This window comes from Anaerostipes sp. CAG:276 (assembly GCF_000432215.1).
Taxonomy (GTDB): Bacteria; Bacillota; Clostridia; order Lachnospirales; family Lachnospiraceae; genus Anaerostipes; species Anaerostipes caccae.
Window position 1 is genome coordinate 1 of record NZ_FR889171.1, and the last position, 21,958, is coordinate 21,958.

Below are 21,958 nucleotides of genomic sequence, written 5' to 3' on the forward strand. Positions count from 1 at the left end.
CGTTGGTTCAAATCCGGCCCCCGCAACTTCCATTTGCATTTGAGTGTGCAAAATATAAAAATAAATAAGGCTGAGCATTTATGGTCAGAATTATTTATTTTTTATATTTTATAGGCGGAAACACCGTGAACGAAGAATCTTTGATTCTGAGTTCGGCACACGGACTACAAAGATCAATACCCAAGCCCAGATAGCTCAGTCGGTAGAGCAGAGGACTGAAAATCCTCGTGTCGCTGGTTCGATTCCGGCTCTGGGCATCCCAAAAGTTCTGATTTATATCAGGGCTTTTTTCGTTTTTCACAAAAGACTGTGCTACTCCTTAAAATGTCTTGGAATATCCACGGTGTGTATGATAAAATAGGATAAAATGAGGCTTAATAATAATTTATGAAATATCCTATTTTTGAAAAATTAAGACAATTAGATAAAGAAGGATTGTATCCGTTTCATATGCCTGGGCACAAAAGGAAGAAACAGGACATTATGAGAGAGGGATCTCTGTTTGCGCTTGACACTACAGAGATCAGCGGCTATGACGACCTGCATCATCCGGAAGGGATGATTAAAGAATCAATGGAGTATATCAAACATATATATGGAAGTAAGGAAAGTTATTTTCTGATCAACAGCACCACCGGAGGTATTTTAGCTTCTGTGACTGCGTCCTGTCGGCTGGGGGATAAGATTCTTATCAGCAGGAATTGTCACAAGTCCGTATATCATGCAATTTCCATGCTTGGATTAAGGCCGGTTTATTTATATCCCAAAATAGAGCAGAATATTTGTATGGGGATTACCAGAAGCCAGGTGCAGGACATCCTGAACAGGGAAAAAGGCATTAAAGCCGCTGTTATCGTTTCTCCCACTTATGAAGGGATCGTGTCTGATATCAGGCAGATTGCCGAGGTTCTTCATGAAGAGGGGATTCCCCTGATCGTGGATGAAGCTCACGGAGCACATTTTGTATTTCACAGTGGATTTCCCGAGAGTGCGGTATCTCAGGGAGCAGACGCAGTGATCCAGAGTCTGCACAAGACACTGCCTTCCCTTACTCAGACCGGACTTCTGCACATATGCAGTTCCAGGATAGGCACCAGGGAGATTCAGCAGGCTTTATCTACGTTTCAGAGCAGCAGTCCGTCTTATATTTTGATGGCAAGTATTGATTACTGTGTCAGGAAATGTGCAGACAGGCCGGACTTGTTTGATGACTATGTTCAGAATCTAATGGATATCCGGGCCAGACTTAAACATATGAGAAATCTGAAGCTCTTAAGGACAGATGATCCGGGGAAAATCGTTGTTTTGACCGGAGATACAAAGATTACCGGCAAAGAGCTGTTTCATATTTTGAGGAGTGAATATGGGATCGAGCTGGAGATGTCCGAAATATCCTATGTCACGGCTATGACGAGTATTTGTGATACAAAAGAGGCGTTAGGTAAATTGTGTGAGGCTTTTCTGGAGACAGATGAAAGCCTGTACCATGTCCCAAATCCGGGACAGGCTGTTATTCCGGCTGCTGAGCAGGTTATGACGCCTTATGAGGCAAAGATCAGGGGCAGGAAGCTGGTGTCTCCGTACGAAGCGGTCGGAGAGCTCAGTGCGGAATTTATATTTTTATATCCTCCGGGTATACCGCTGGCGGTGCCGGGAGAGAGAATTTCAGAGGAAATAGTGCAGAAAATGAAGGAGTACCGGGAACAGAAGATGAATTTGCTCGGTCTGTCAGAAGGCCGGATTTACATAGTGGATGAAAGGGTTTGAGATGGGAATATTTATAACGATGGAAGGGCCGGACGGTGCCGGAAAATCGACACAGATTGATTTATTAAGAGTCTACTTATTGCAGAAGGGGTATGATATAATAGTATGCAGGGAACCGGGAGGCACGGTTATAAGCGAAGCGATCCGTGAAGTGATCCTCAACCGGGATTATAAAAACATGGGACATATGACAGAACTTCTTTTGTACGCTGCGGCCAGGGCCCAGTTAGTAGAGGAAGTCATACAGCCTGCTCTGGACCAGGGAAAAGTAGTCATCTGTGACCGCTTCATAGAATCTTCGGCCGTATATCAGGGAATTGCAAGGGGACTGGGTGTTGATCTGGTATATGAAGTAAACCGTTTTGCAGTGGGAAATACTATGCCGGATATAACGCTCCTGCTTGATGTGGATGCAGAGACCGGCATCGGAAGGAAGAAACAGCAGGCAGAGCTGGACCGTATGGAATCAGAAAAGCTGGAATTTCACAGGAAAGTGGTGGAAGGATACAGGCTGTTAGCCGAAAGAGATAAAAACAGAATGGTTAAAATAGACGGGAGAAACTCCATTGAGGAAATTCACCGTCAGATAAAAGTAGCAGTTGATGATGCCCTGACGAGAGAGACAAAACAGACGTAAGGCAGGGGATTGATTTCATAGGGATGGAAGAGGATGAGATGAAGAGTTTTGATAACGTGGTTGGACATAAGAAGATCATACAGCATTTTGAAGAAGCCATTCAGACCGGACAGATTTCACATGCATATTTACTGAATGGAGAAGACGGATCAGGAAAGATGACATTGGCAAAAGCCTTTGCGAAAGCGCTGCTCTGTGAGAAACATGAGGGGTGCGGACAATGTACGCCGTGCCGTCAGGCGGATACGGGAAACCATCCGGATCTGATCTATATAACACATGAAAAATACGAGATCCGCGTAGATGAGATCAGACAGGGGATCAATGAGACCATAGACATTAAGCCGTACAGCAGCAATTATAAAATATATATTGTGGACGATGCAGACCGTATGAATGTAGGGGCTCAGAATGCACTGTTAAAGACGCTGGAAGAACCGCCGGAGTATGCAGTGATCCTGCTTCTTACAAACAACAAAGACCGTCTGCTGGAGACAATATTGTCCAGATGTGTATGTATGTCTCTGGGAACTGTCCCGGAAGATCAGATCAGGGATTACCTGAAGGAACATACTCAGGCAGATGAGGATATGATTGAGTTTGCAGTATCATTCTCACTGGGTAACCTTGGAAAGGCTGTCCATGTGGCTGAGACTAAAGAGTTCCACGAGATGCTGAATGAAGCGTTGGGAATGCTTGGTTATATACATCATATTGAACTTCATGAGATGATTTCTTATTTAAAGACATTGACAAAATATAAAGAACAGATTTATGATTTTCTTGATATTATGACAGACTGGTACAGGGATATGCTGATCCTCAAGACAACGGGATCTGTGAATCTTCTGATTTTCAAGGACAAGTACCGCCAGCTCAAAGAGCAGGAAATATATATTACATTTGAAGGACTTACCCACATCATGGACGAGATTCAGAAGGCCAGAGTACGCTTGAATGCGAACGTGAATTTTGAAGTGACGATGGAAATGTTGCTTCTAACGATGAAGGAGAATGGAAAGGTATGGTAGAAGTAGTTGGAGTGCGGTTCCGTACTGCCGGGAAAGTATATTTTTTTGATCCAAAAAAGTTTGACATAAAACAGGGAGACCATGTGATTGTGGAAACTGCCCGCGGCGTGGAATACGGCAGAGTTGTAACGGACAAAAAGAAAGTGGACAAGGAAGCCGTCTCTGACGAGTTAAAACCGGTTCTTCGGATTGCAACCAGAGAAGATAAAGATGCAGCACTGGAAAATCTGAAGAAAGAGAAGGAAGCTTTCTCTATCTGTTCACAGAAGATCCGGGAGCACAAACTGGAGATGAAACTGGTAGCTACCGAGTATACGTTTGACAACAATAAAGTCCTGTTTTACTTTACCGCGGACGGCCGTGTGGATTTTCGTGAATTGGTGAAAGACCTGGCATCTATTTTCAGAACAAGAATCGAACTGCGCCAGATCGGTGTGAGAGATGAGGCAAAGATGCTCGGCGGGATTGGAATCTGCGGACGGGCACTGTGCTGCAGTTCTTATCTGTCGGAATTCATTCCGGTCTCCATTAAGATGGCAAAGGAACAGAGCCTGTCTCTGAATCCCACTAAGATTTCAGGGGTCTGCGGGCGACTGATGTGCTGTCTGAAAAATGAGCAGGAGACATACGAATACCTGAACAAGAAACTGCCGAACATCGGAGATGCAGTGAAAACATCGGACGGCCGCACTGGCGAAGTGCAGCGGGTCAATATACTCAGACAAAATGTGAAGCTGATCGTAGAAGATGACAACGGCGATAAGGAAATCGTGGAGTACAAGCTGGATGATTTGAATTATCATCCGAAAAATGCGAGAAAAAGACGGGGAAAGGGCAGCCACAAGAATCATGAGAGCTAAACTTGGAGACGGAGAGCGATTGGATGATCTGGGTATAAAGGGATATCAGATCATCCAGAAAAAAGACGGTTTCTGTTTTGGAATGGACGCGGTTCTACTGTCCTCTTTTGTCAAAGTGAAGAAAAACGGTAATGTGCTGGATCTTGGCACAGGAACTGGGATTCTTCCGATCCTCATGGAAGCCAAGACGCCCGGAAGACATTTTACCGGGCTGGAAATCCAGAGTGAGATGGCCGAGATGGCAGCAAGAAGTGCTGCATTAAACGGGCTGGAAGAAAAGATAGAGATCGTAGAAGGTGATATTACGAAGGCTTCTGCGATTTTTTCACATGACAGCTTTGATGTCATTACTTCAAATCCGCCTTATATGGTGCATGATCATGGCTTCAGGAATTCAAATGATGTGAAAGCCATTGCAAGACATGAGATCCTGTGCAGATTCCGGGATATTTCCGGTGCTGCCAGAGTCCTTTTAAAACACAGCGGAAGTTTGTTTTTGGTTCACAGAAGCTATCGTCTTTCTGAGATCCTTAACTGTTTGAGCAATGACGGACTGGAGCCCAAAAGAATCCGGTTTGTTTATCCTTACAGGGAAAAAGAATCCAATATTTTTTTGCTGGAAGCAGTAAAAGGAGGGAAGTCCAGGATGAAGGTCGAACCGCCTTTGATCATCTATGAAAAGCCCGGACAGTATACGGAAGAAATTTATAAAATTTATGGATGGAAACCAGAGGAGGTTTAAATGGCAGGGAAATTATATTTATGTGCAACGCCTATCGGCAATCTGGAGGACATTACATTCCGGACACTGGAAACGTTAAAAGCTGTAGATTTGATCGCTGCGGAAGACACACGGCACAGCATTAAGCTTTTAAATCACTTTGATATTAAGACAAAGATGACGAGCTATCACGAGTACAACCGTGTAGAAAAAGCCCGTTATCTTGTAAAGCTTCTGGAGGATGGAAAAAACATTGCACTGATTACGGATGCAGGAACACCGGGCATTTCAGATCCGGGAGAAGAACTGGTGAGACAGTGTCATGAAAACGGCATTCAGGTAACGTCCCTGCCGGGTGCATGTGCCCTGATCAATGGACTGATTATTTCAGGGCAGCCAACCAGAAGATTCTGTTTTGAAGCATTTCTGCCGCCAGATAAAAAAGAGCGCGTCATGATCTTAGAACAGCTGAAGGATGAAACACGGACGATTATTTTGTATGAGGCTCCCCACAGGCTGTTAAAGACTTTGGAGGAACTTTACAGCACGATGGGGAATAGGAAAATGACGGTCTGCAGGGAACTGACAAAGAAGCATGAAACGGTATTTGTTTCTGAGATGGAAGAGGTCATCTCCTATTATACCGAACATCCGGCAAAGGGTGAGTGTGTTCTGATCATTCAGGGAAGAACATTGGAGGAACTGAAAAAGGAGAGCCAGGAGCAGTTTCAGGAACTCGATTTGATGGAGCATATGGAACGCTATTTAGGGAAAGGCCTCTCACAAAAAGAGGCTATGAAACTGGTGGCCAAAGACCGCGGAGTAGGAAAAAGAGATATTTATCAGGAGCTTCTCCGGTATAAGAAATAAAATAACATCAAAAAAAGGACATATCATCCAGCATATGTCCTTTCACTATATCCCACTGCTTTATTCTGCAACATTTAAACCAGCAAGTTTCGCCAATTCAATGATAGAACTTTTTGACACTTTCTTGCCTTTGTACTCAACGAGATCATCCATTTCGCCAGTAAAGATGTCTGCTGGATTGTACTTTTTCAATATGATCGTATCTTCGTCAACGAAGATCTCAAGGGGATCCCTCTCATTCACATCCAGATTACGTCTTAACTCAATTGGTAAAGTAATACGTCCCAGCTCATCAAGCTTTCTTACAATACCTGTACTCTTCATATTCGCTTCCCTCCTTGCAAATTAGTAAACTACTATACCTAACAATATCATACCTCACAAAGCTTGTCAAATCCGGGCTTTGAAGCATATTCTTATGGGGAAAAGAATAGGATACACTAAGAACGAAAAAGGAGTTTTTCTTTGATCAATTATATATGGAGTATTTTAATCTTAGCAGGTATATTAATAGGAAGTATAAACGGTAATCTGAATGCCGTATCAGACACGATTCTGGATTCTTCTAAGGAAGCTGTACAACTCTGTATCCTGATGTTCGGGGTCGTGGGGGTATGGTCCGGGATTATGAACGTTGCAGTCTCCTTAGGCCTTGTAAAAAAGCTTGAGAGACTCATAGCGCCCTTTTTAAAGCTTCTGTTTCCGAGGTTGAGGGATAAGGAGGCAAAGGAATACATCAGCACGAATATCGTGGCTAATCTTCTGGGACTTGGATGGGCCGCAACACCGTCAGGGATCAAGGCAATGAAGGCCCTTGACAGGATCAATCCGCACAAAGGTGTCGCCACCAGGGAAATGTGTATGTTTCTGATTCTTAACATTTCATCTTTACAGCTGATTCCGGTCAACATCATCGTATTCCGAAGCCAGTACGGAAGTGTGAATCCGACCGCGATTGTTGCGCCGGCCATTGTTGCAACCTTTTGTTCCACGATCGTAGGAATTCTCTTTGCAAAGATCATCGAGAAATTTCAGAAAAGCACTTGATTTTTAGAGACAATTTGTATATGATGAGAATATAGGTTTAGAAAGAGTAAAATAAATAGGCAAAGCTGCCGAAAGGCAGTGACGCAAAGCTAAAGGGGCTATATCGTATAGGGAGTATGATCGTGCCAGCCAGCTGCCTCATAAATTATTATTTATGTGTAGATTGAGAATCCGTTGGATACTCAGTCTTTTTTGTTTCAAATAATAAATGGGGGTATGAAAATGAGTAAAAAGGTAAGAAAAAGTCTTGCAGTTCTTGCGGCTTTTGTGCTGACGATATCATTTATCGCAGGGAATGGTGCGTTCACCAATGTCCATGCACAGGAGGCGGAAACAGAAACTGCATCAGAACAGATCACTTCTACAACAGAGGCTTCTTTAGCAACTGAGGAAACAGCTGCAATGGCCACAGAATCTGTCACAACAGAGCAAAAGGCCGCAACAGAGAGTAATACAGAAGCCGCAAAGGCCGAGAGCACTGCATCTGTCACAGCAATTCAGAAAAAAACAGCCGTAAAGTCCGTAAAACAGGGATCAGATCCTGTGGTGACAAACGGCGATTTCACCAAATACTTAACTAAATTTGCATTTACAGACCATTTAGGAAATCCGTTCACGGAGTCTCATCCTGTCACAAAAGACAGCAATGTGATCATCAGATATGAGTTCAAAATTCCGAATAAGGAAACCATTCAGGGAGGATCCACTTATATTCTGAAAATGCCGAACGTGTTCCAGTTAGATGGTCTCAGCGGCGCTGCGCAGAAATTAAATAAGCAACAGGCAGGCGCTGTAGAGGAAGTTCCGAACTGGACCGTAAACAACAATGCAACCATCACAGTAAAATTTCCAAAAACGCTGACTCAATCTAATATTGAAGGGTTCATGGAGATTAGCTGCAGCGTGGACGCAGATCAGTTAAAAGAAGAGACAATTATTTTCGATCTGGGACAACTTGAGGGATTCGGGCAGGAGTATCAGACTGACTTTAAACCGGAAGTGGAAAAGAAAAGCCCTGAAGTAGCGAAAAAGGGAACGCTGAACAGAGAAGACCAGACCATCACATGGACGGTCATTGCCACACCGGATAAGGGAGACAATAATCTGGAAGGATACACCCTGATAGATACGTTTGATAAAAAACAAGTCTTTGTAAAAGGTTCCGTGGAGTTAGACGGAACAAAAACTGCCGATCCGGAACTAACTGACAATGGATGGAACTATAAGTTCGGAAAGATCAGCAATGGTTCCCATACATTAACTTACAAAACAAAGCTTACGGATGAATTTTTTGAATCAGATTATAAGTCCAATGGTGCAAAAGATATGTCTGCCATTGCAGCTAATACTGTAACAATTAAGACAGGGGACAGTAAAGGTGAAGCTTCAGCCGATGCTTCAGTCCGGGTGGTAAGATATGCATTTTGGAAAGATAAAAATGCATCCAATAATATAGGATATGATGACGATGCAAAGAAGCCGTATCTTGGCTTTCAGCTGAAAGGTTGGTACGATACAGCGGGCAGAGAACTGCCGGTTACATTTACAGATAAGCTTCCAGAAGGAACCTCACTGATGGAGACAGAAGGACAGCTCACAGTGAAATATGGCAGCGGCAATGCAGTGAAACTTACAAAGGCAGCAGGAAGTACACCGGGTGAAAATGAATATACGTATGATACGGCAACACGAGAATTTAAAGTAACACTTGATCCAAAGTACAACAATAACTTTGTCTATGTCAATTATAAGATCTGGCTGGATACCGAGGCGGCTGTAAAAAAAGGAAGTGTAAGAAATACTGCAGTCATGACGGTTGGAAACCATGTAAGCATTTCTGATTATGAGGATTCCAGCTGGGGAAGCGGATATCAGAAAGGAAAGCTGGGACTTACAAAGTCAGGAGCCTTTGCAAGAGTTGAAGATGACAATACCATAAAATGGACAGTCACTGTCAATAACAATCCAACCAAAACAGTGAATGGAGACATTCAGTTTAAAGATGTGCTTCCGGAAGGGCTTGAATACATTGCCGGATCTTTTAATGCTAATTATAAGGGCAAGAATGAAAAAAATGTGCAGGTAAATGGAAACGAATTAATTTTTACTATAAAGGATCTTGGAAAAAACAAATGCACGATCACATATACAACAAGGATTAAGGGCGGAGCCCTTCAGTTCACTCAGAATGCAAATGGGAACTCACCGGCTGTTTCTTTTAAAAACCATGTGTTTCTCGAATGGGATGGTAACAAACAGGATATTACGGGAACAGGTTCTGTAAATATCCAGACTTTCGTTTCCAAGAAGGGAAGTTATAACAGCAGCAAAGATGAATTCAACTGGACGATCTGGCTCAGGTCAAAGGGCATTTACATTCATAACATGGTTGTCACAGAGAAGCTTCCGGAAGGCCACAGACTCGTAGAGGGAAGCCTTAAATACGGAGATAAAGTTCTTGGGACAGAGAAGAGTGCAGATCAGCCTTACTATGAGGTCAGCGGTGATAGTATCATTATTTACTTCCCGGAACAAATGCTTCCGACAGACAAAAATGACATGACACTGAGTACCGTTACCGATGAGACAAAGGCTGAGACAAAACCAGAAAAGGTAAGTGCAGTCAATGAAGTGAGTGTACGGGCAGACGAGTTTAAAACAGAGCTGACAGCAAAAGCTGAAGTAAATGTAAGCTATACGCCAGATGTAGAAAAAACCACTTCTTATAAAAAAGGAAATTATGTAGAGTGGACCGTAAATGTAAATAAAAACCATGCGGTAATTACGAAACAGAAGGCCGAAATTACAGATCAGCTTCAGCCGGGGCTGACTTACAGAGAGGGATCTGTAAAGCTGATCGATGTGACGGCAAACAATAAAGAGATTTCCGGAATGGATTCAGATTATGATGATGTTTCAGGTAAGATTGTGTTTACATTCCCGGATGGACTGGATTTAACTCACCAGTTTAAAGTCTTATTTATCACAGATGTCACATCTGCCACAGGAAATATTAAAAACACCGTTACCTTTGATGCGAGTGCCAAAGAGACCAAGGTAACCAGCGGCAGTGTCCCATTGATATTAAGCGGAATGAACAGCGGCCTGACAGGTGATAACATTCGTTTTATCTTAAACAAAACAGATGCAGAAGATAATGCTCCCTTGGAAAATGTTGAATTTCAGCTTTATGACCATAATAAGAATGAAGTTGGAAGTGTTATGAAAACAGATAACAAGGGAAGGATTGCTTTCGATGCAGGATTAAAATACGGCAACACCTATTATCTGAAAGAGACAAAGGCTCTGAACGATTATGTACTGGACGCAGCGGAGCACAAACTAGTGATCGGGGAGAAAGAATCCGACAGAGTACAGGTTCAGTTTGACGGAAGAGACTACACTTTCTCATTAGATGAAAATGGAACTCTGAACTTTGGTTTTACAATTACAAATGAAGCAAAACGAGGTTCCGTTCTCCTTAAAAAGGTGAGCAGCGAAGACGCCCAGACTCTTGAAGGAGCAGAATTCAGCCTGTACAAGGCAGACGGAGAGTTAGTGGCTCAGGGACTTAAGACCGATGCACAGGGTCAGATCAGATTTGACTATCTGAGGCTCGGAACTTATTATTTCCAGGAAACAAAAGCGCCGGAAGGCTACAATCTGGATGCGGAGACCAAATATGAATTCAGAATTAACGATCAGGCAGCAGAGACACCGGTAGTTGTCGAAGCTGAAAATGTACCTACAAAAGTTTCTGTCATCAAGCTGGATGCAGCGACGAAGAAAGCGCTGGCAGGAGCTGAGCTTCAGATCATTCAGATTCAGGAAGACGGATCAGAATTGATCGTTGAAGAGTGGACATCTGAAGAGGAGGCACACGCGGTCACAGGAAAGCTTATTCCCGGAGAAGAATATATTTTAAGGGAGACAGAAGCACCGTTTGGCTACGAACTTGCAGAGGATGTGAGGTTTACAGTGAATGCAGGGGGAGAACTGCAGACTGTGGAAATGTATGATGAGCCTTCACCGGAAGATCCATATTACGGTGGAGATGATGAAGAAGAATCTAGCACAAGTGAGACAACAACCACGACAACATATGAAGAACCTGAGGATGAAGATTCTTACTACAGAGAGGACAGTGAAACTGTCAAAACTTCTGAAGCTTCCAGCAAATCGGTGACTGAATCAAGGGTTTCCAGAACCGGAGACAGTTCACATACAGCTGTTTACGCCATAGTGGCTGTGTGTGCGGCAGGTGCCGTACTGCTGCTTCTCAGAAAAAAATATAAGAAGTAACCAAAAATAATCTAAGGATACCAGGAAAGCACGATTTGTTTCTGGTATCCTTTTTTATTATAATGAGTTCTATCAATCTTACCTGTTTTTGGCATATAGGACGAGGATGCATGTATATATTGTAATATAAAGTAATAAGGCGGGTGTGACTGTGATTGTTTCGCTGTCCGGCATTATTATCCCTTTAATTTTATTCATGATACTTTTGTATGGAATGATTTCAAAAAAAGAAATGTATCAGCCGTTTCTGGAAGGAGTCCAGGATGGATTTAAGGTAGTCATGGAAATTGCCCCTACCCTGATTGCACTGTTTTTAGCTGTGCAGATTTTCAGGACGTCCGGAGCGCTGGATCTTCTTGTATCCGTATTGAGTCCGGTGGGACAGCTTTTAAAGATTCCCAAGGACGTGCTTCCGGTAATCTTTGCAAAGCTGTTTTCATCTTCGGCAGCTACTGGATTCCTTTTGGATATTTTTAAGAACTTTGGCCCTGACTCAGCTCAGGGAGTCATGTCATCAATTATTTTAAGTTCTACCGAGACATGTTTTTATACAATGTCTATCTATTTCTCGGCCGTACATATCAAAAAGACCAGATACACCCTGGCAGGTGCTCTTCTGGCAACCTTCGCAGGAGTAATGGCCAGTGTATTTCTCACCGGGATGCATTAAAAACGGGGGCTGGAAAGATTTCCAGCCCCCGTTTTTAATTGTTTTTTGTCTCATAGTAATCCCGGAAATATTCCATGATCCGTATCAGAAGGCGTTCTTCCTCTTCGTCTAATCGGGAAAGTACATCTTCAAGCATCGCGCGGTGAAACTGACTGTGATGGTCAAAGGCTTCCTTTCCTTTGTCAGAGAGGGATATATAAACGATTCTGCGGTCCTGCTCTCCGCGCCTGCGGATTACATAGCCTTTTTTTAAAAGACTGTTTATGGCGATGGTCAGCGTACCTACCGTGATGTTCAGGGCCTTTGCGATGGAAGACATATTCTTCGGACTGCCGGTTCCGATCGCGTCGATGATATGCAGTTCTTTGTTGGAAATGTCTTTGAACTCCTCTGTGATGACCGCCTTTTCCTCCTGATAAGATATTTCATGGAAAAGGTTTACCACAATGTCATTCAGCTGCTCTTTGGTCACGGTAAGAATTCACCTCACTTTTATTTTACATGGTTGTGCGCTTCGCTGATTACTTTAGCCAGAGCCTCTTTTGCCTCAGTAGGAAGAGCATTGTATCCGCCGTCCTGTGTATCCTTTTCAAAGATGAAGTTCAGACGTTCTGTCATTCTTGCTTTCAGGGTATTGACATAAGTCTCATCATCAAAATCAGGGACATATCCTTCCACTTCGATCGTTTCCATGTTGCTGAACGGTCCCCAAGGTTTTAATTGGGCATTGCCCTCAACGATCTGTTCTAATACAGACAAAGTAACACCAGGAGTGATATCCTTGCCCATAAAGTCGCCGGTATTTAAGATATAACATTCTACATGGCGGTCCTTTACAAGGGAACGGAACTTGTTGTAATCATCCACAAGAGGATAAGTACGGAACGGGTTTGCATATGGTTCCACGACCAGACGGTTCGGGTCTACTCCAGGCGCCAGGCGTTCTGCGTTAGTACGCTTTGTGGCGAGGGTAGCGCCCATGACTGCAGCCAAATGTGAACCGTTGACTTTGATGATCGGCGGAATGGTAGGATCTTTCATAATCCAGAAAATGCCGTTAACTGGAGATTCAATCTTGTCTACACGGTTTGGAGACCAGAGTTTTGACTTGATAGCCCGGCCGTTGCCGTTCCGGATGTCTTCAGTGACAAGGACAACATCTCCTTTGTCATCTCTCGTGGCAGAACAGTTCTGTGCTGTGAGGAGATACCTGTTGTCTTCGCACCCGGTCGGGTAGTCTGAGGTCTTGTCAAAATAAGTAGGCTCCATAGCGATGGAAGAGCCGGTTTCGGTGTTGATGATAAAGGCATCGTCGTGGAGGACGGTGATATCATATTTATTATTGTGTACGGCGTGAGTCAGTGTTGATTTTCCTGAACCGGACAGGCCAAAGAAAGATGCAACATAACTGTGGTTCGGACTTAAACGATATTCTTTCTGTCCGCCGTGGCAGGAAGCGTAGCCGTTTCTATTGGCAATCGCCCAGGCGATGGTAAGAGTACCTTTCTTATGTTCTCCAAAATAGCGCATTCCAAGCAAAGCTGCACAGTTGGTCTGGGTGTTGAAGTAAGTAAGCCCAAGCGGATGTTCCGGATGGCTCCATTGAGGATCAGAGAAAATATAAATATCAGACTCGCTGCCGATGGCACGGGACTTTTTATACATTTTATTGTATTCATCAGACTCATACTGGAAGTTCAGCATCCAGGAGTACAGGATGTTTTCCTCTCCCTCCGGAATCAGAAGATGTGCCTTAACCATAAATTCAGGGTCTAAGCCGATATAGACTTCTGCGTGGTACATGGTCTTTTTGCGTGTATCGTAGATCGCATCCATCACTTTTAAATCCAGATCGTTAGTATCCACGTTCGGACTTCCCGCGATCCTTCTGGCTGCCGCACAGCGTCCGGTAACGGAGCCGTCGTTGAACAGCAGAACTTTTGTGTCTTTTTTCAGGCCGAACTCTTCTCCGCGGTAGACCGGCATGTCGGTAACAATGGTTCCCGGAGAATTTTTAGCAAGCTCATATGCCTGCTTCAGGTTTACAACCTCAATGACGTTGTTGCCGTAAAATGCGGCCTCAATGATGGAGCGGGTCTTTGAGAATCCCGGTTTTCCTTTTCCAATTTCGTCATGGGTGTAGCGTGCTTTTGTTGACATAATCTTTCCTCCTAAACTTATGTGTTTTGCAGGTACAAAGATCGTACCCGGATTTACAGGTTTTCGTCGATGCGCTGTCTGAGTATACGAAAGCTGTTAGGTCCGGCATCTAATATGATTTTATGAAAAACTTTTTCATCATAAGCATTTCCAGATTTCTCTTTATAATAATCTTTTAATTCCATGAACTCCAGATAACCGATGTAGTAGCATAAGTAATTGGCCGGATTCTGGATGACATAGCGGTAAAGGGCTTTCATACTGGAGGTACTGATGGTTCCGTACTGCTGCATATATTTGACTGCCTCGTCAGCACTCCATCCTTCATAGTTAACACCCATATCCACTCTGGCACTTAAGGCCATATTGTACAGATAATTGTCCGGCAGAAGCTTCTTTAATGGCTCAAGTTCCTGCTTCATATCGAGGTAACTGTAAGAGTCCATCTCCACGTAGGTGGCCCAGCCTTCGCTGTATCCCGGATAATCCAGAATATAACGGATCGGATGTTCTTTTTTGCTGTGGAAATAAGTGGTTTGATACAAATGTCCCGGATAGCCCTCATGAGCCAGCGTCGGATACAGGGATTCCTGGCCGGTCTGCGCCTTATTGATGTAAATGACATTTTTCTTATAGTCATCGATGGCAGGAATCATGTAAAAAGCCGGGCTTGAGTTTTCTTCCAGAGAAGAATGGACATATTTGATGTCACACTCCACTTCGGCTGCTGCAGGATACTTATCTTTTATTTTCTGCTTCAGCTGTGACAGAATTTTCGATGGTTTTCTGCTTGAATATTTATTCAGATCCAAATCTAAAAAAGCATGGTAGATGGAGGGATCTTCTTTTATGATCTCTGTCATCTCTGTTTGAAGGTAACGAAGGTGTGCTTCGGTGGCCTTGATCATCTGAGGAACGGTCTTGTCAGAGCCGGTTTTATAGGAGGCCAGAGCAGAATAATAGGACTTCCCATTTTTGAAATGGGCATAGCCCTGGTTGTTCTTTCCGTTTCCTTTCAGATTTTTCAAATCACTGTACAGATTCTCATAGGCCGGAATCACTTCTTCTAAGATCAGGCGGCGGTTTTCCTTCCGGTAATTTCTCTTTTGGTTGGTGCTGAGGCCCGAAACCGAATCGATGTTTGTGTTGAATACTTCGATCATGTAATTATGGTCGGTAGCCCTGGTGAAATCATTGATTTGTTTTAAGACGGCATCTGCATCCGCATCCGACATGAAATATCCCCGTTTGACCTGTTCCTTTTCGTAGCGGATGACCATGTCGAAGTAGGAACCGACTTTGGAGAGCAGAGAAAGGTAGGTTTCTACATCTTCCCTGGTTCTTAAAGGGTATTCGCACAAAGTTACCGGAAGCTGGGCCTGGGAGCCGAGAGTAGGGCTTAAAACCGTCTGCAGATAGGGGTAAGGTGCGAGCTTTTGCTGGCGCTTAAAGTAGTCCATGAGATAATCATAAGACTGCTTCTGGCTTTTGGAGAGTTTTTTGTAGTTGAAACTCTCAAGCTTTTTTATCTCCTTCTTACATTGGGCTTCTGCCTGGTCAAGGACTTTTAAATCGATGCTGCCCAGATCGGCCTTTTTGGCTTTGATGCCGTAGCGTTCCGGATGTGCAAGGGTATAATGCAGATTGACCGTATTGGAATTGACGTCTTCCTTGAAAAGCTGGTTCAAATAGGAGTCAAACTTCTGCCGGTCCGATGCTTTGTCTTTGGTGGATTCTGATTCTTTCGCTGTGGAGGGATTCCCGGTGTCCGATCCTTTGGAACAGCCGGTGAATGCCACCATGACAGCCATGGTAAATGCAAGAAACTTACGATATGTATATTTATGCATAAGAATCCTTTCTGAATAGAATCTCTTAGATACTATTATACTATTTTTTCAAGGAAAAAAATAGACTATCTTTGCAAGATGTACTATAATAAAACACAGTATAATGCGAAATTGGAGGAGAAACATGAGCAAGGAACCATATTATATAACGACTGCGATTACTTATACATCTGGCAAGCCTCACATTGGAAATACTTATGAGATCATCTTGGCAGACAGTATTGCCAGATATAAGAGAATGGAAGGCTATGATGTATTTTTTCAGACCGGAACCGACGAGCACGGACAGAAGGTAGAATTAAAAGCGGCCGAGCAGGGTGTGACGCCGAAAGAGTTTGTGGACGACGTGGCAGGAGAGATCAAAAGGATCTGGGATCTGATGAATACTTCTTACGATAAGTTTATCCGCACAACGGACGCGGACCACGAAGCTCAGGTACAGAAGATTTTTAAAAAGCTTTATGAGCAGGGAGATATTTACAAGGGACACTACGAAGGACTTTACTGTACCCCATGTGAATCCTTTTTTACAGAAAGCCAGCTTGTAGACGGAAAATGTCCGGACTGCGGACGGGAAGTACAGCCAGCGAAGGAAGAGGCGTATTTCCTGAAGCTGAGCAAATATGCGGACAGGCTCATTGAGTATATCAACACTCATCCGGAATTTATTCAGCCGGAGTCCAGAAAAAATGAGATGATGAACAACTTCCTGCTTCCGGGACTCCAGGACCTTTGTGTGTCCAGAACTTCTTTTAAGTGGGGAATTCCGGTAGATTTTGATGAGGGGCATGTTGTTTATGTATGGCTGGATGCTCTTACCAACTATATCACAGGGATTGGATACGATTGTGACGGAGACAGCACAGACCAGTTTAATAAGCTCTGGCCTGCGGACCTGCACCTGATCGGAAAAGATATCATTCGGTTCCATACGATTTACTGGCCGATCATCCTGATGGCACTTGACCTTCCACTTCCGAAGCAGGTTTTTGGACACCCATGGCTTTTGCAGGGTGACGGAAAGATGAGCAAGTCCAAAGGAAATGTTCTGTATGCAGATGATCTGGCAGGGATGTTCAGTGTGGATGCCGTGCGTTACTTTGTCCTCCACGAGATGCCGTTTGAACACGACGGTGTGATCTCATGGGAACTGATGGTAGAGCGCATGAACTCTGATCTTGCGAATACGTTAGGAAACCTTGTGAACCGTACGATCTCCATGTCCAATAAATATTTTGACGGTATTGTAGAAGATAAGGGCGCTGAGGATGAATTTGACGATCAGCTCAAAGCTGTTGTCACAGGAGCGAGAGAGAAAGTACAGAAGAAGATGGATGTGCTCCGTGTAGCGGATGCGATGACAGAGATCTTCAATGTATTTAAGAGATGCAACAAATATATTGACGAGACGATGCCGTGGGTATTGGCAAAAGACGATGCCAAGAAGGACCGCCTGGCAACGGTTCTGTATAATCTGGTAGAAGGTATTTTAACCGGAGCCGCTCTGCTGGAACCATATATGCCGGAGACCTCAGCAAAGATTTTAAAACAGCTGAATGCCGAGCCGAGAAGCTTTGAAGATCTGACTTCATTTGGACATTACAAGAGCGGTACGAAGGTGACGGAGAAACCGGAAATTCTGTTTGCACGTCTGGATGAAAAGGAAGTTCTTGAACAGGCAGAAGAGCTGATGAAAAAACAGCAGCAGGCACTTACAGATCCTGTGATCGACATTGAACCGAAAGAAGAAATCACGTTTGATGACTTCGGGAAGATGCAGTTCCAGGTCGGTGAGATCATTGCCTGTGAGGAAGTGAAGAAGTCTAAGAAGCTGCTCTGTTCCCAGGTACGCGTGGGAAGTGAAGTAAAACAGATTGTTTCCGGAATTAAAGCATACTACAAGCCGGAAGAGATGGTCGGCAAGAAAGTCATGGTATTGGTAAACTTAAAGCCTGCCAAGCTTGCGGGTGTGCTTTCTGAGGGAATGCTGCTCTGTGCGGAAAATGAAAAGGGTGAGCAGGCTCTGGTTGTGCCGGAGAAAGATATGCCGGCGGGAGCGGAGATCTGCTAGAGATATTGATAAAAGAAAAGAACCTTGTACAGACTGTGGCAGGGTTCTTTTTTGATAAAACATTGGAGATTTACAAATATTGTTATATTATTTAGGGAGAGCAGCTGTTAAAGGGTGGATGGCCTCCATATATATGATATATCATTAATTTAGAAAAGCCAAAAACCACCCTTATTACCTGGTCGTTATAAGGTGGTTTTTCATGTATTTTTGTAATGGCCATACCAGACAACTATTTTTTTAGCGAGAGAGGGGAAATATAGGTTATGATAGTTGAGATTACAGAAGAACTGGAAAGCGGGCTTACAGAAGCCGAACGGCAAGTGATAGAGTATATCAATCAACATGAAGATCAGTTTTTAAAGCTGACGATCACTGAACTTGCCGAAAAGAGTTTTACCTCTCCTCCGACTGTATCAAGGGCTGTCAGAAAGTGTGGGTATAACGGTCTCTCGGAGCTACGCTATAAACTTTCTGCAATGATAGAAGATATGGTGGAGGGAGAGATTGTCAATGAGATTTTTCAGAAGTCTGTCACAGAGTGCATGAAAACCATTGAAATACTGAAAGCGGAGACGATCCTCAAGGTAGTGCGTTTTATTAAGACGGCACAAAAGATTTATATTATTGCAAGAGGTTCTACCGCATGGATTGCCAAAGATGTGGAACTGCAGCTTCAGCTGCTCGGGTATAATGCATATATGCTGTCAGATTCAGAGGTTATGAAAAAGTCGGATAAACTGTTCAGGCACGGGGATCTGATCATTATTTTTTCTATAAAAAACAGTACACCGGAGCTGTTGTTGACTGCCCAAAATGCGAAGAAGGTAGGTGCAAATGTGGTGACCTGCTGCTGCCTGCCAAAGACAGATTTAGAAGATTATTCAGACTTGTCTGTCCTGGGATATAACCAGAGAAACAAGACCATTGAGGATTTTGATATCGTATCCAGGCTGCCACTGCAGATCATTGCAAGAACGCTGATTGATTATTTAAATCTTTAAGTTTAGACTTAAATAGAAGTTTACAATTATTACTAAAATGGGTATTATAAAGGCAGTAAGAAAATTGAAGTATGTCCACTGTGACAAAAAAACCCCGGAGAGGACTGGTCTCCGGGGTTTTTGTTAACTGTCTTTTCTTCTATGATCCAGCCATTTATGGATGTAGTAAGTAAATAAATAGATGTAACACTAGAGTGTGAAAAGGAAATTACTGGATTTTCACATTCTTTTTTTATGCAAAAACATTCATTTTTCCTATATTTCAACGGATATACATCGACAGAGACAGCCTAAACAAGAAAACATTTTCAGCCATGCCCTGCTATGATGAATTTATAAAGAAAAAGGAGGAGCGGGAATGGTTGGAATATTGATCGCAACCCATGGATGCTTTGCGGAAGGATTGTTAAATGCAGTGGAGCTGATTGCTGGAAAACAGGAAAAGGCGAAAACGATTGGACTGTATCACGGAGACGGAATAGAGGAACTTGAGCAGAAGATCAGAACAGCAATAAAAGAACTTGATGATGGGGATGGAGTGCTGGCTTTTGTGGATATCCTTGGAGGAAGCCCATCCAATATGGTGATGAAATGCATGGCAGATATGAAGAACTTTAAAGCCATTGCAGGTGTCAGTATGGGAATGGTGGTGCAGGCGGCTATGATGAGGGATCAATGCAGTTTAGATGAGCTGACTGATCTATGTGAGGAAGCAGGGAACCAGCCGGTTGTGCTTCTGCATAAGCAGTATGAAGAAATGCTCAATGACACAGATATGGATGAGATTTAGGAGGAAACAAAATGCAGGGAGTTGTTTTGACAAGAATTGATGACAGGCTGATTCACGGACAGGTAATGACATCGTGGCTGAACTTTACAAGTGCCAATAAAATTATGGTGATCGATGATCAAACGGCAGCAGATCCGTTTATGAAGACGGTATTAAAAAATGCTGTTCCCGGCAATGTTGGCCTCGGAGTATTTACAGCAGAAAAGGCAGCCGCAAGGCTTAAAAAAGGATTCAAGCCTGATGATAAAGTAATTATTCTGGTTAAGTATCCGAAAACAATTTTAAAACTCATGAAGCAGGGAATAGAGTTCGATCATTTAAATATCGGCGGCATGGGAGCAGGCAGCGGGCGGGAAAAATTTTATAAAAATATTTCAGCCTCAGAAAAAGAACGGGAGATTTTAAAGAAGATTGTTGACAGCGGATGCCGCACAGAAATCCAGATCATCGCGGAAGACGCAAAGGTAGATGTAGCAAAGCTGTTATAAAAGAAAGGTGGAAAAATTATGAGTATTTCAGTTGTTCAGGCAGTTCTCATCGGAATTGTGTATTACCTTGGAATCAATGGTACCCCGTGGTTAACCCTGCTGGGTAGTACCATTATCCAAAAACCATTGGTATCTGGTGTTTTAGTAGGATTTATTTTGGGAGATCCGGTTCAGGGAGCCATCATCGGTGCGGCAATTCAGCTTCCGTTTATTGCTTATATTTCAGCAGGAGGGGCACCTCCCACGGATCCGGGTCTTGCAGGAACATTGGGAACGGCCTTAGCTATGGTGGCGGGAGTTAAACCAACGGCAGCTATCGCACTGGCAGTGCCCATTGGTCTTTTGGGAACCATTATCTGGGTCATTCATATGACAGTTGATGTGTTCTTTGTACATATGATTGATAAAGCGGCAGAAGAAGGAAATATGAAAAAAGCCAAATTTCTTCATATTGTACCGCCTCAAGTATTTGCTTTCATTATCGGATGTATACCGGTAGCCCTTGGATGTTATTTTGGATCTGATGTGGTCACAAACATCATTCATGCTCTGAGCGGCCGGCCGCTGCAGGCTTTGGAAGTCATTGGCGGACTGCTGCCGGCCATTGGTATTGCCATGAATCTGAGAGCGATCAGTAAACCTGGAATCCTGTTGTGGTATGTACTTGGATTTATTATCGCAGTATATTTGAATCTGGATACTATGCCGATCGCCATCATCGCAGGTATTGTTGCTTATATTTACACTGGGGTGGTAGCTCTGGCAGAGGAAAAGCAGACGGCAGCAGCAACAGCAGGAGCAGACAGTTTCGACGATGATTTTGATGACGATTTCGAATAAAGGAGGGAAATAAAAATGGCAGAAGATAAGAAAATCCACTTAAGTAAAAAAGACGTGCTGAAGGCGTTTTGGAAATGGACCTTTTTTTCACACTCAAACTATAACTATGAACGTCTCCAGGCCAGCGGTGTTCTTCAGTCTATGTCCCATCTTCCGGAAAAATTATATCCTGGGGATAAAGAAGAACAGCAAAAGTTTATGGAACGCCATATGTCATTTTATAATACAGAGCCTCACTTTGGAGGAATCATCAATGGAATGGTTGTGGCAATGGAAGAAGAACGTGCCAATGGTGCAAATGTTACAGATGACGCTATTAATAGTGTAAAAACAGGTCTGATGGGACCTATGGCAGGAATAGGTGATACTCTGTGGCAGGGGACCCTGCAGCCCATTCTTCTGGCAGTAGGTATCAGTATTGCTTCAGGAGGAAATGTTATGGGAGCGTTTGCATTTGCAGCTTTAATGGCGGGTATCATGCTTCCTATCGCTTACTTTATGTATATGAGGGGGTATAAGACAGGGAAAACAGGAGTTGAGGCAATCCTTGGCGGAGGTAAAATGAAACAGCTGATCTCAGCGGCATCTATTATGGGAGCTACGGTACTTGGATCTCTGACAGCAAACTATGTAACTGCCGAATCCCATATGAATATTAAGGTTGGAGCTACCAAGCTGGCTCTTCAGGCAGATGTTCTGGATAAATTATTAAAGGGTATGATACCTTTGGGAATCACGCTGCTGACCTTATATTTATTAAAGAATAAAAAAATGAAATCCACCTATGTAATGCTGATTCTGGTTATCATTGGTGCGGTATTGGGGCTGACAGGTATTTTAGGCTAAGACA

Annotated in this window: 19 protein-coding genes, 1 tRNA gene and 1 riboswitch; of the genes, 16 read left to right on the plus strand and 4 right to left on the minus strand. The window is 43.4% G+C overall.

Annotated features, from left to right (window positions below):
* Positions 1 to 184 precede the first annotated feature (184 nt).
* From QVP35_RS00875 to rsmI, 7 genes are all read left to right on the plus strand, one after another.
* Positions 185 to 257 (plus strand) — tRNA-Phe (locus tag QVP35_RS00875).
* Between the two features lie 130 nt (positions 258 to 387).
* The gene (locus QVP35_RS00880; RefSeq protein ID WP_009291023.1) at positions 388 to 1,767 is read left to right on the plus strand and encodes an aminotransferase class I/II-fold pyridoxal phosphate-dependent enzyme; all 1,380 of its coding nucleotides are present in this window, start codon (positions 388 to 390) and stop codon (positions 1,765 to 1,767) included.
* Position 1,768: 1 nt separating this feature from the next.
* Entirely contained in the window at positions 1,769 to 2,404 is a 636-nt protein-coding gene (tmk, locus tag QVP35_RS00885; protein ID WP_022260685.1) for a dTMP kinase, read from the plus strand.
* 38 nt (positions 2,405 to 2,442) lie between these two features.
* Entirely contained in the window at positions 2,443 to 3,435 is a 993-nt protein-coding gene (gene holB / locus QVP35_RS00890; protein ID WP_022260686.1) for a DNA polymerase III subunit delta', read from the plus strand.
* A complete protein-coding gene (locus tag QVP35_RS00895; protein ID WP_009291025.1) occupies positions 3,429 to 4,295 on the plus strand; it encodes a PSP1 domain-containing protein in 867 nt (288 codons plus the stop codon). The genes holB and QVP35_RS00895 overlap by 7 nt, the downstream gene beginning before the upstream one ends.
* The gene (locus tag QVP35_RS00900; RefSeq protein WP_039930759.1) at positions 4,285 to 5,037 is read left to right on the plus strand and encodes a tRNA1(Val) (adenine(37)-N6)-methyltransferase; all 753 of its coding nucleotides are present in this window, start codon (positions 4,285 to 4,287) and stop codon (positions 5,035 to 5,037) included. The genes QVP35_RS00895 and QVP35_RS00900 overlap by 11 nt, the downstream gene beginning before the upstream one ends.
* The gene (rsmI, locus tag QVP35_RS00905) at positions 5,038 to 5,886 is read left to right on the plus strand and encodes a 16S rRNA (cytidine(1402)-2'-O)-methyltransferase (RefSeq protein WP_009291027.1); all 849 of its coding nucleotides are present in this window, start codon (positions 5,038 to 5,040) and stop codon (positions 5,884 to 5,886) included.
* Between the two features lie 60 nt (positions 5,887 to 5,946).
* Here the strand turns inward: rsmI and QVP35_RS00910 are convergent, their stop codons facing one another.
* Positions 5,947 to 6,210 carry an AbrB/MazE/SpoVT family DNA-binding domain-containing protein gene (locus QVP35_RS00910; protein WP_006567976.1) on the minus strand — a complete coding sequence of 88 codons (264 nt, stop codon included), beginning with the start codon at positions 6,208 to 6,210 and terminating at the stop codon, positions 5,947 to 5,949.
* Between the two features lie 141 nt (positions 6,211 to 6,351).
* On the opposite strand from QVP35_RS00910, the gene QVP35_RS00915 reads away from it, so the two are divergent.
* From QVP35_RS00915 to QVP35_RS00925, 3 genes are all read left to right on the plus strand, one after another.
* Positions 6,352 to 6,933: a hypothetical protein gene (locus QVP35_RS00915; protein WP_006567975.1), complete on the plus strand. Its 582-nt coding sequence runs from the start codon at positions 6,352 to 6,354 to the stop codon at positions 6,931 to 6,933.
* Positions 6,934 to 6,981: 48 nt separating this feature from the next.
* A riboswitch (cyclic di-GMP riboswitch) is annotated at positions 6,982 to 7,074 on the plus strand.
* An 81-nt stretch (positions 7,075 to 7,155) separates the two neighbouring features.
* On the plus strand, positions 7,156 to 11,235 hold the full coding sequence (locus tag QVP35_RS00920) for an MSCRAMM family protein (RefSeq protein WP_022260688.1): 4,080 nt from the start codon (positions 7,156 to 7,158) through the stop codon (positions 11,233 to 11,235).
* A 196-nt stretch (positions 11,236 to 11,431) separates the two neighbouring features.
* Positions 11,432 to 11,905, plus strand: a complete 474-nt coding sequence (locus tag QVP35_RS00925; RefSeq protein ID WP_006567973.1) for a nucleoside recognition domain-containing protein — start codon at positions 11,432 to 11,434, stop codon at positions 11,903 to 11,905.
* 34 nt (positions 11,906 to 11,939) lie between these two features.
* Here the strand turns inward: QVP35_RS00925 and QVP35_RS00930 are convergent, their stop codons facing one another.
* The 3 genes from QVP35_RS00930 to QVP35_RS00940 are packed head-to-tail and all read right to left on the minus strand — an operon-like array spanning position 11,940 to position 15,915.
* A complete protein-coding gene (locus QVP35_RS00930) occupies positions 11,940 to 12,377 on the minus strand; it encodes a MarR family winged helix-turn-helix transcriptional regulator (RefSeq protein ID WP_006567972.1) in 438 nt (145 codons plus the stop codon).
* Between the two features lie 20 nt (positions 12,378 to 12,397).
* Positions 12,398 to 14,065: a phosphoenolpyruvate carboxykinase (ATP) gene (locus tag QVP35_RS00935; protein ID WP_009291031.1), complete on the minus strand. Its 1,668-nt coding sequence runs from the start codon at positions 14,063 to 14,065 to the stop codon at positions 12,398 to 12,400.
* Between the two features lie 53 nt (positions 14,066 to 14,118).
* The gene (locus QVP35_RS00940; RefSeq protein ID WP_009291032.1) at positions 14,119 to 15,915 is read right to left on the minus strand and encodes a DUF885 domain-containing protein; all 1,797 of its coding nucleotides are present in this window, start codon (positions 15,913 to 15,915) and stop codon (positions 14,119 to 14,121) included.
* A 124-nt stretch (positions 15,916 to 16,039) separates the two neighbouring features.
* On the opposite strand from QVP35_RS00940, the gene metG reads away from it, so the two are divergent.
* From metG to QVP35_RS00970, 6 genes are all read left to right on the plus strand, one after another.
* Positions 16,040 to 17,986, plus strand: coding sequence for a methionine--tRNA ligase (gene metG / locus QVP35_RS00945; RefSeq protein WP_022260690.1), 1,947 nt, complete (start codon positions 16,040 to 16,042; stop codon positions 17,984 to 17,986).
* A 266-nt stretch (positions 17,987 to 18,252) separates the two neighbouring features.
* Positions 18,253 to 18,990 (plus strand): MurR/RpiR family transcriptional regulator, encoded by a 738-nt coding sequence (locus QVP35_RS00950; protein ID WP_009291034.1) that lies wholly within the window; start codon positions 18,253 to 18,255, stop codon positions 18,988 to 18,990.
* Between the two features lie 358 nt (positions 18,991 to 19,348).
* Positions 19,349 to 19,780 (plus strand): PTS sugar transporter subunit IIA, encoded by a 432-nt coding sequence (locus QVP35_RS00955; protein ID WP_009291035.1) that lies wholly within the window; start codon positions 19,349 to 19,351, stop codon positions 19,778 to 19,780.
* Between the two features lie 11 nt (positions 19,781 to 19,791).
* On the plus strand, positions 19,792 to 20,268 hold the full coding sequence (locus QVP35_RS00960) for a PTS sugar transporter subunit IIB (protein ID WP_009291036.1): 477 nt from the start codon (positions 19,792 to 19,794) through the stop codon (positions 20,266 to 20,268).
* A gap of 18 nt (positions 20,269 to 20,286) precedes the next feature.
* Complete coding sequence (locus QVP35_RS00965; protein WP_009291037.1) at positions 20,287 to 21,108, plus strand: PTS mannose/fructose/sorbose/N-acetylgalactosamine transporter subunit IIC; 822 nt, start codon at positions 20,287 to 20,289, stop codon at positions 21,106 to 21,108.
* 15 nt (positions 21,109 to 21,123) lie between these two features.
* Positions 21,124 to 21,954: a PTS system mannose/fructose/sorbose family transporter subunit IID gene (locus QVP35_RS00970; protein ID WP_022260691.1), complete on the plus strand. Its 831-nt coding sequence runs from the start codon at positions 21,124 to 21,126 to the stop codon at positions 21,952 to 21,954.
* Positions 21,955 to 21,958 lie beyond the last annotated feature (4 nt).